8 protein-coding genes are annotated in these 8,080 nt (G+C 65.4%); 5 read left to right on the forward strand and 3 right to left on the reverse strand.

The genetic code is table 11. The features are described 5' to 3' along the window. Positions 1-41: 41 nt before the first annotated feature. Positions 42-1,448, reverse strand: coding sequence for a DEAD/DEAH box helicase (locus ACOZHM_RS10050; protein ID WP_421569110.1), 1,407 nt, complete (start codon positions 1,446-1,448; stop codon positions 42-44). Between the two features lie 411 nt (positions 1,449-1,859). Between ACOZHM_RS10050 and ACOZHM_RS10055 the strand changes: the two genes are divergently transcribed. Further along, the gene (locus tag ACOZHM_RS10055; protein WP_421569111.1) at positions 1,860-2,849 is read left to right on the forward strand and encodes a fumarylacetoacetate hydrolase family protein; all 990 of its coding nucleotides are present in this window, start codon (positions 1,860-1,862) and stop codon (positions 2,847-2,849) included. Positions 2,850-2,857: 8 nt separating this feature from the next. Beyond that, complete coding sequence (maiA, locus tag ACOZHM_RS10060; protein ID WP_421569112.1) at positions 2,858-3,523, forward strand: maleylacetoacetate isomerase; 666 nt, start codon at positions 2,858-2,860, stop codon at positions 3,521-3,523. A gap of 208 nt (positions 3,524-3,731) precedes the next feature. Here the strand turns inward: maiA and ACOZHM_RS10065 are convergent, their stop codons facing one another. Further along, positions 3,732-4,670, reverse strand: a complete 939-nt coding sequence (locus tag ACOZHM_RS10065; protein WP_421569113.1) for a S1 family peptidase — start codon at positions 4,668-4,670, stop codon at positions 3,732-3,734. 75 nt (positions 4,671-4,745) lie between these two features. Continuing rightward, on the reverse strand, positions 4,746-5,876 hold the full coding sequence (locus ACOZHM_RS10070) for a PilT/PilU family type 4a pilus ATPase (RefSeq protein WP_421569114.1): 1,131 nt from the start codon (positions 5,874-5,876) through the stop codon (positions 4,746-4,748). Between the two features lie 98 nt (positions 5,877-5,974). Here ACOZHM_RS10070 and ACOZHM_RS10075 point away from each other — a divergent pair, with 98 nt between their 5' ends. The 3 genes from ACOZHM_RS10075 to ACOZHM_RS10085 all read left to right on the forward strand — a co-directional run bounded on the left by ACOZHM_RS10075 (position 5,975) and on the right by ACOZHM_RS10085 (position 7,892). After that, the gene (locus ACOZHM_RS10075) at positions 5,975-6,379 is read left to right on the forward strand and encodes a DUF4398 domain-containing protein (RefSeq protein ID WP_421569115.1); all 405 of its coding nucleotides are present in this window, start codon (positions 5,975-5,977) and stop codon (positions 6,377-6,379) included. Next, the gene (locus ACOZHM_RS10080; RefSeq protein ID WP_421569116.1) at positions 6,376-7,272 is read left to right on the forward strand and encodes a hypothetical protein; all 897 of its coding nucleotides are present in this window, start codon (positions 6,376-6,378) and stop codon (positions 7,270-7,272) included. Before ACOZHM_RS10075 ends, ACOZHM_RS10080 begins: the two co-directional genes overlap by 4 nt. Before the next feature lie 401 nt (positions 7,273-7,673). Next, on the forward strand, positions 7,674-7,892 hold the full coding sequence (locus ACOZHM_RS10085) for a YdcH family protein (protein WP_421569117.1): 219 nt from the start codon (positions 7,674-7,676) through the stop codon (positions 7,890-7,892). Positions 7,893-8,080 lie beyond the last annotated feature (188 nt).

Here is an 8,080-nt window from a genome sequence, read left to right on the forward strand (position 1 = left end):
CGCAATGCGTCGCCCTTTTCAGTGTTCACTCCGCGAACGGATCAGGCCGGACGGCCACCGCCGCCCTGGCCGCGGCCGCCACCGCCACGGCGCTGGCCCGACGGCGCACCGCCGCGCGGGGCACCGTTGCCGGCACCACGGCTCGCACCGCGGCCGGCACCGTCACGCTGGCCGCCCCCGGTCTTGGCACCGGCATGGGCGTGGCGCGGGGCCTCGCCGTGCGGACGGCGGGCGTGCTTGCGCGGCGTACGATCGCCACCCGGCACTTCCGCCTTGCCCGGCGCGCTGTTACCCCAGCGGATCGGGGTCTGCGGCTCGAAGCCCGGCACATCGCGGATGTCCAGGTCCTTGTCCAGCAGGCGCACGATCTGGCGCAGCAGCTTGGCCTCGTCCTGGGCCACCAGCGAAATCGCCTGGCCGGTGGAACCATTACGGCCGGTACGGCCAATGCGGTGCACGTAATCCTCGGCCACCATCGGCAGGTCGTAGTTGATGACCTTCGGCAGTTCGTTGATGTCGATACCGCGCGCGGCGATGTCGGTGGCCACCAGCACGGTCACGCGGCCGGCCTTGAAGTCACCCAGCGCACGCAGGCGCTGGCCCTGGCTCTTGTTGCCATGGATGGCCGCGGTCTTGATGCCGGACTTGTCCAGGAACATGGCCAGCTTGTCGCAGCCGTGCTTGGTACGGCCGAACACCAGGGTCTGCTCGCGGCTGTCCTGGGCCAGCAGGTGCAGCAGCAGCTCGCGCTTGCGCGCGCCATCGACCGGGTGCACGCGGTGGGTGATGGACTCGGCCACGGTGTTCTTCGGCGTGACCTGGATCTGTTCCGGGTCGCGCATGAACTCCAGCGCCAGCTGCTTGATGCTTTCCTCGAAGGTGGCCGAGAACAGCAGGGTCTGGCGGTTCTGGCGCGGCAGCTTGGCGAGGATCTTCTTGATCGACGGCAGGAAGCCCATGTCGAGCATGCGGTCGGCTTCGTCCAGCACCAGGATCTCGATGCCCGACAGGTCGACGCTGCGGCGCTCGATATGGTCGATCAGGCGGCCCGGGCAGGCCACCAGCAGGTCCACGCCACGGCGCAGCACATCGAACTGGTTGCCCATGCCGACGCCGCCGTAGATGCAGGCGCTCGGAATGCGCAGGTACTTGCTGTAGCCGCGCAGGCTGTCATGCACCTGGGTGGCCAGTTCGCGGGTCGGGGCCAGCACCAGCGCACGCGGCTTGCGCGGGCCGTTCACGGCCTGCGGGTTGGTGCCCAGGTGCTGCAGCAGCGGCAGGCCGAAGGCGGCGGTCTTGCCGGTACCGGTCTGTGCGCCGGCCAGCAGGTCGCGACCGGCCAGGGCGAGCGGAATGGCCTGCTCCTGGATCGGGGTGGGGTTGTCATAGCCCTGCTCGGACAACGCGCGCAGCAGGAACGGGGCAAGGCCCAGGTTTTCAAAAGACATCGGGTGGAAGCTCCAAAGACGAAGTAACGCCAGGCCAAATGGCCGGACGCGAGGCAGATCAAAGTGATCGGCTGACTCGGAGCGTTCCCGTAAACCGCGCTGCGAGAATTGGGTGCAGCCGGCGCGGTGCGCAGACTGGAATGCATGACGAATGGCGTCGGAGTGGGGGCGGGCGAGGGACGGAAATCCCGGTCGCCGGCGATCCCGAAGGGAAACGGACGGCCGCTGCAGACCCCGGCATTGTAGCGGAACTGGGACCGGCATAACAAATCGCCCGTTCAGGTTGGGGGAAGGCGACCACGCCAGCATCATTCGGATGGTTTATGTTCATTCTGCGGCAATGCGACTTGGATTGAGCGCGCATTTGGTTACACTCGAAACCTATTTTTCTGCGATCCCGGATACCCACCCATGAAGCTTGGTTCTTTGAAGGAAGGCGGCCGCGACGGCACCCTGATCGTGGTCTCGCGCGACCTGCGCCACGGCGTGCGCGCCACCGGGATCGCGGCCACGCTGCAGCAGGCGCTGGAAGACTGGAGCCACCTGGCGCCGCGCCTGAACGCCCTCTCCGAATCGCTCAATGACGGCAGCGCCGACGGCGTGTTCGACATCGACCTGCAGGCGCTCGCCGCGCCGCTGCCGCGTTCCTATGAGTTCGTCGACGGCAGCGCCTACCTGCCGCACGTCGAGCGCGTGCGCCGCGCCCGTGGCGCCGAAGTGCCGGAAAGCTTCTACACCGACCCGCTGATGTACCAGGCCACCAGCGCCGGCTTCCATGGCCCGCGCGATGCGGTGAAGGTCATCAGCGAGGAGTACGGCATCGACCTGGAGGCCGAACTGGTGGTCATCACCGACGACGTGCCGATGGCGGTCACCGCCGAGCAGGCCGCCGGCCACATCCAGCTGGTGGGCCTGGTCAACGACGTCTCGCTGCGCAACCTGATTCCGGGCGAGCTGGCCAAGGGCTTCGGCTTCCTGCAGTCCAAGCCGCGCTCGGCGCTGTCGCCGGTGTTCGTCACCCCCGACGAACTGGGCGAGGCCTGGCAGGACAGCAAGGTGCACCTGCCGCTGGTGACCCACGTCAACGGCGCCTGGTTCGGCGCACCGGAAGCGGGCGTGGACATGCAGTTCAACTTCGCCCAGCTGGTCGCGCACGCGGCCAAGACCCGCCCGCTGGGCGCCGGCGCCATCGTTGGCTCGGGCACCATCGCCAACGAAGACACCAGCAAGGGCGCCTCGTGCTTCGCCGAACAGCGCACCGTGGAAACCCTGCGCGACGGCAAGCCGAGCACGCCGTTCATGTCCTTCGGCGACGTGGTCCGTATCGAGATGTTCGATGCGGCTGGTGACAGCATCTTCGGTGCGATCGAACAGCGCATCGAACAGGCCCAGCGGCCCTGAGCGCCGTCATGAACGTGCCCGCGGACCGCATCGAGCTGTTCAGCTACTGGCGCTCCAGCGCCGCCTACCGCGTGCGCATCGGCCTGAACCTGAAGGGGCTGGAGCACGAGATCACCCCGGTGCATCTGGTCCGCGACGGTGGCCAGCAGCACAGCGAGGGCTATGCGGCACTCAACCCGCAGGAACTGGTGCCCACGCTGTGCCACGGCGAGCGGGTGCTGCATCAGTCCATGGCGATCCTGGAATACCTCGACGAGGTGTTCCTCGACCCGCCGCTGCTGCCCGACGACGCGCCGGGCCGCGCCCGCGTGCGCGCGCTGGCCCAGCTGGTGGCGTGCGACATCCACCCGCTCAACAACCTGCGGGTGATGCAGTTCTTCAGTGACACCTGGAACGTGCCGCAGCCCGAGCGCGAAGACTGGACCCGGCACTGGATGCGGGTGGGCTTCGATGCGATGGAGCGCATGCTGGTGGAATCGGTCGAGACGGGGCGCTTCTGCCACGGCGACAGCCCGACCCTGGCCGACTGCTGCCTGGTGCCGCAGCTGTACAACGCGCGGCGCTTCAACGTGGACATGACGCCGTATCCGACGCTGGCGCGGATTGATGAGGCGTGTTTGGCGTTGCCGGCATTCGATGCGGCGCGGCCGGAAAACCAGGCCGACGCCACCTAAAGTTGGCGTACCCGCTCCCGTCAGGCGCGGGTACTACGAAGATTCGCAAGCGATTCGTCGGTCTGTCGCGAAGAAGGCCTCGCTCTTAAGCCCTTGCTTGCCGATAGATGGAGGCTTCATGGGCCCTTCAGCGCGCACTGCAGGTGCAAGAACAAGCCACAATTGTTGTGGCAACAAATGACCAGTATGGATATGCGGCGCCCTAGAGCTAAGTAGATTTCGCTGCATTGAATGAGATGCCAGCAAGTTGGTAGGGCTGCCAACCCTTCGGGGCCAGCGCTGCGTCAACCAAACTTTTGATTTGATTGGCTGCAATTGCGATCCCCAGATTGTTCGGAATCCCAGTCACGGGTTGCACGGAAAAATCGCTGGGTGCGGGAATCGCCTCAAGCCTCCCTGTCGTATGATGAACATACACAGCTTGGTTGACTCCAATTAAGAGTAAGCGCGTCCCTACCACGATGCCTCCTCTAGATGCGTACGATCCTTCGTTGTATACGAAGACCGGTGATCCACTAGATCCCCCAAAGATTGCGGCATCAATGAGGAACTCATCCCTGCCTTGCCACCTGACGTGGGGTGTGGTCGCCGTAATGCCCCTGCGAAATATGGGGCGATTGTTGATGTGGTCCCAAAGGCCAGTTGGGTACCCAACTAGTACCACGTCAGAGAGTGGTGGGAGCTCCGCAAAAGTCTCAGTGCTGGGAATGATGCTACCGTCAAGCCACGTCATCTCAGCGGCGAGCGACTGCTGCTGAAGACTGGTGAGTGCACCAACGATCTTAAATGCCGCTAGATCGATGCCCTTTGGATGCGTTGTGATATCCAGTGCAGAGGCGGGGAATTCGAATGGGACATGCTGCACTTGGCCCATCGGATTCCTGGCAGACAGAACGAACTTGATGGAGGTAGCGCCGTCGATGACGTGCTTGTTCGTGATTACTAGCGGTGAAAAGGGCTTCCCCTCAACGGGAGGGCCTCCGTCCGGACCTACTGCGAAGAAGAATCCGGTGCCTACCGCACCAGAATTACTCTCAATTCGTACGGTGCATTGGTCCAATTGTTGAACCAACGTTCTTTCTGGAATCGCATTCGTAGGCATTGTTTTAAAGCCGTTCACAAAGGCGGGAATAAAACGGGCGATCAAGCACGGCGCTCGTGATCACATCAGAAGAACGATGACTAAGCAGCGGGTCCGCGTGGTTGCGCGGACCCCCGTCAATCAAAACCCGTGCGTGATCGCGGCCGGCGTAGCCGCCGAATAATCCGCATACGGGTCGTGCTCGCCGCTGCCGCCTTCGGAAAGGCGGAACTTCAGGGCCAGGCCATCGCGCGAATCGGCCGCACGCAGCGCCTCTTCCTGCTCGATGATGCCGCTCTTGGCCATCCGGAACAGGCACTGGTCGAAGCTCTCCATGCCTTCTTCCAGCGAGGCCTCCATGGCGGCCTTGATCTCGTGCACCTGGCCGCGGCGCAGCAGGTCGCGGATCATCGGGGTGTTGATCAACACCTCGGTGGCCGGCAGCCGGCGCCCGTCCTGGCCCTTGACCAGGCGCTGGGACACCACCGCGCGCAGGTTCAATGACAGGTTCATCAGCACGTTGCGGTGCGCGCTCTCGGGGAAGAAGTTGAGAATGCGCTCGATGGTCTGGTCGGCGTTGTTGGAGTGCAGCGTGGCCAGGCACAGGTGGCCGGTTTCGGCGAAGGCGATGGCAGCCTCCATCGTTTCGGCATCCAGGATTTCGCCGATCAGGATCACGTCCGGCGCTTCACGCATCGCGTTCTTCAGCGCGTTGTGGAAGGCGTGGGTGTCCAGGCCGACCTCGCGCTGGTTCACGATCGACATCTTGTGCTTGTGCAGGTACTCGATCGGGTCCTCGATGGTGAGGATGTGCCCGGTCGTGGTGCTGTTGCGGTGGTCGATCATCGACGCCAGCGAGGTCGACTTGCCCGAACCGGTCGAGCCCACCACCAGCACCAGCCCGCGCGGGGTCATGATGACGTCCTTCAGGACCTGGGGCAGGTTGAGCTCTTCGATGCTGGGAATCTTGCTGCGGATCGCACGGATCACCATGCCCACTTCGCCGCGCTGCTTGAACACGTTGACGCGGAAGCGTCCCGCGTCGGGCAGGGCGATGGCCATGTTGAGCTCAAGATCGCGCTCGAACTGGGGCACCTGGCCTTCGTCCATCAGCGAATAGGCGATTTTCTTGACCATCCCGGGCGGGAGGCCGGTGTTGCCCAGCGGGTAAAGCTTGCCTTCGATCTTGATGTACACCGGGGCTCCGGTGGTCAAGAACATGTCCGAAGCGTTCTTTTCGGTCATCAGCTTCAGGAAATAGCCGATATCCATGCGAAATGTTTCCCCAACAATCGGCGACTTGCCATTGCAAGCACGCCGCAGGCTTCCGACAATGGCCGCGCACCTTCTTCAGGCGAACGGCACCCCCAATGAATCCTAGCTTCGCACAAATGCGGCGTACCCCGTATGTAGTTTTGACGAGTTGCGTGATGGCGTGCGCATTCGCACTGGCCGGCCCGGCCCTGGCCCAGGACGGCGCGCTTGAGCTCATGCAGGCCCGCCAAGCCGTGGACAAGGCCACCCAGGCCGACGCCGACCAGTACGCCCCGGACCTGATCGCCGTGGCCCGCCAAGGCCTGGAACAGGCCCAGCGCGCCGCCGGCGACCGCCGCGAGCGCAAGAATGCGCCTGGCATGGCCCTGCGCGCGGCCGCCGACGCCGACCTGGCCCGGGCCCGCAGCGAGGAAGCCACCGCGACCGCCCAGCTGCAGCTGCGCCGCAACGAGGTAACCCAGCTCGAACGCCAGCTGGCCGCCGGGGAGAATGGCCGATGAAGACGACCGCTCTGCGCCTGTCGCCCCTGCTGCTCGCCGTCGGCCTGGCGCTTGCCCCGCTGGCCGGTGCCGCCGAAGACCCGGCCGTTGCCCAGCTCACCCAGCGCCTGATGGCGATCCAGGCCAACCCGGACACCACCGAGCTGGCCGCCTATGAGCGCCTGCAGGCCCAGCAGGCCGTGGCCGAGCTGGCCAAGGCCAAGCGCCGCGACCTGGACCAGGCCCGTTACCTGGCCGACCGCCGGGTCGAGATCGCCGAGACCAGCGTGCGCGCCGGTCTGGCCAAGCGCGAGGTGGCCACCCTGGAGCGCACCCGCAGCGACCTGCTGATCGAAGCCAACCGCCGCGATGCCCAGCGCGCCCGCCAGGAGATCGAGCGCCTGCGCACCCAGGCCCAGATCCAGGCCGAGGAATCCGAGCGCCTGAGGCTGGCGGCCGAACAGGAGGCGCTGGCCCGCCAGGACGCCGAAACCGCGCTGACCAGCGTGGCCGGCAAGCAGACCGCGCGGCTGAGTGCGGCCCAACAGAGCGCGGCCAAGCTGGCGCGCGAAGAGGCCGAACTGGTCTCGGGCAGCAAGCTGCCGGGCTCGAAGTTCGACACCCGCGGCGAAGTGTTCACCTTCGGTGGCGATGCCTTCGCCAGCGGCAAGGGCGCCCTGTCGGGCGGTGCCAAGGGCCAGGCGAAGGCCTTGGCCGAGTATCTGAACATCGGCAAGAAGGGCCGGGTCCGGATCGAGGCCTACGACGCCGCAGCCGGGGTAGGGCAGCAGCGTGCCGACGCCCTGCGTGATGCGCTGGTTGCCGGCGGTGTCAGCGCCAGCCGCCTGCAGGCCAGCGGCAAGAAGGCGGCGGCGACCAAGGCGCGGTCGGCCGAGGTGATCATCGCGCCGTGAGACGGCCCGATCATTGCGATGGGTGGTAGGTCACGACCGTTGGTCGTAACTGCGTCCGAATGACGCAACCCCCTGTTTTTGTTTAAATTTCGTTGAAGTGCGTGTTCAGCCTGAACCCCGACTGGAGCGCACCGGCGATTTCAAACGAAACCCTTGAACCGGCCCTTGGGCAGGCGTAGGGTCGATTGTCCGGGTTGCCTTCCGCGACCCGGACGATTGGAGGGCCGGGCCGATGTACCGAGGGCACGCACCAGAGCAGTCAGCAGTCCGGGCTATCCCGGCTGTGGGTCTGGGCAGGCCAACGGTGGCGGTGGACGCCGGCGCTCCTCCCGAAGCAACGCCCCGTGCCGTTCCGGCCGGGGCGTTCTTGTTTGTGCAGTAAACGCGATAGGAGGTTCATCATGTTTGAAGGTCAGCCCCAGAGTGAAATCGACGCACGCCGCAAGCGTGACCCGGAATTCAAGGCGCTTTACGAACGGCACCAGAAGTTGAACAAGAAGTGTATGGATGCCGAACTGGGCGTACTTCCGATAGCGAGTTCCACCCTGGGCCAGATGAAACTTGAGAAACTCGATACGAAGCGGAAGCTGGAAAGGTTGTACGCCTCCCCCCTGAACTGAAAACCCTGGGTGCCGACCAACGGTCGGCACCTACCGTGAACGTGCCGGCCAAGGTCGGCATCCATCGTAAAAGTGCCCCCCGGCGGGCGGGCCCGGGCGCCAAACCCCCCCGGCGGGGGCCCGGGGCGCGGGGGCGGGCGCCCGCCGCCGCGGGGTGGTTTTGGGGGGGGGGCGGATTAAAACCCAGG

Source organism: Stenotrophomonas sp. PD6, assembly GCF_049199305.1.
Lineage (GTDB): Bacteria > Pseudomonadota > Gammaproteobacteria > Xanthomonadales > Xanthomonadaceae > Stenotrophomonas.

What these genes read in the sequence shown, in the direction of transcription:
- maiA (WP_421569112.1), top strand. Translation starts at nt 2,858, where the DNA reads ATGAACGTGCCCGCGGACCGCATCGAGCTGTTCAGCTACTGGCGCTCC.
- ACOZHM_RS10080 (WP_421569116.1), top strand. Translation starts at nt 6,376, where the DNA reads ATGAAGACGACCGCTCTGCGCCTGTCGCCCCTGCTGCTCGCCGTCGGC.
- ACOZHM_RS10050 (WP_421569110.1), bottom strand. Translation starts at nt 1,448, where the DNA reads ATGTCTTTTGAAAACCTGGGCCTTGCCCCGTTCCTGCTGCGCGCGTTG.
- ACOZHM_RS10070 (WP_421569114.1), bottom strand. Translation starts at nt 5,876, where the DNA reads ATGGATATCGGCTATTTCCTGAAGCTGATGACCGAAAAGAACGCTTCG.
- ACOZHM_RS10055 (WP_421569111.1), top strand. Translation starts at nt 1,860, where the DNA reads ATGAAGCTTGGTTCTTTGAAGGAAGGCGGCCGCGACGGCACCCTGATC.
- ACOZHM_RS10075 (WP_421569115.1), top strand. Translation starts at nt 5,975, where the DNA reads ATGAATCCTAGCTTCGCACAAATGCGGCGTACCCCGTATGTAGTTTTG.
- ACOZHM_RS10085 (WP_421569117.1), top strand. Translation starts at nt 7,674, where the DNA reads ATGTTTGAAGGTCAGCCCCAGAGTGAAATCGACGCACGCCGCAAGCGT.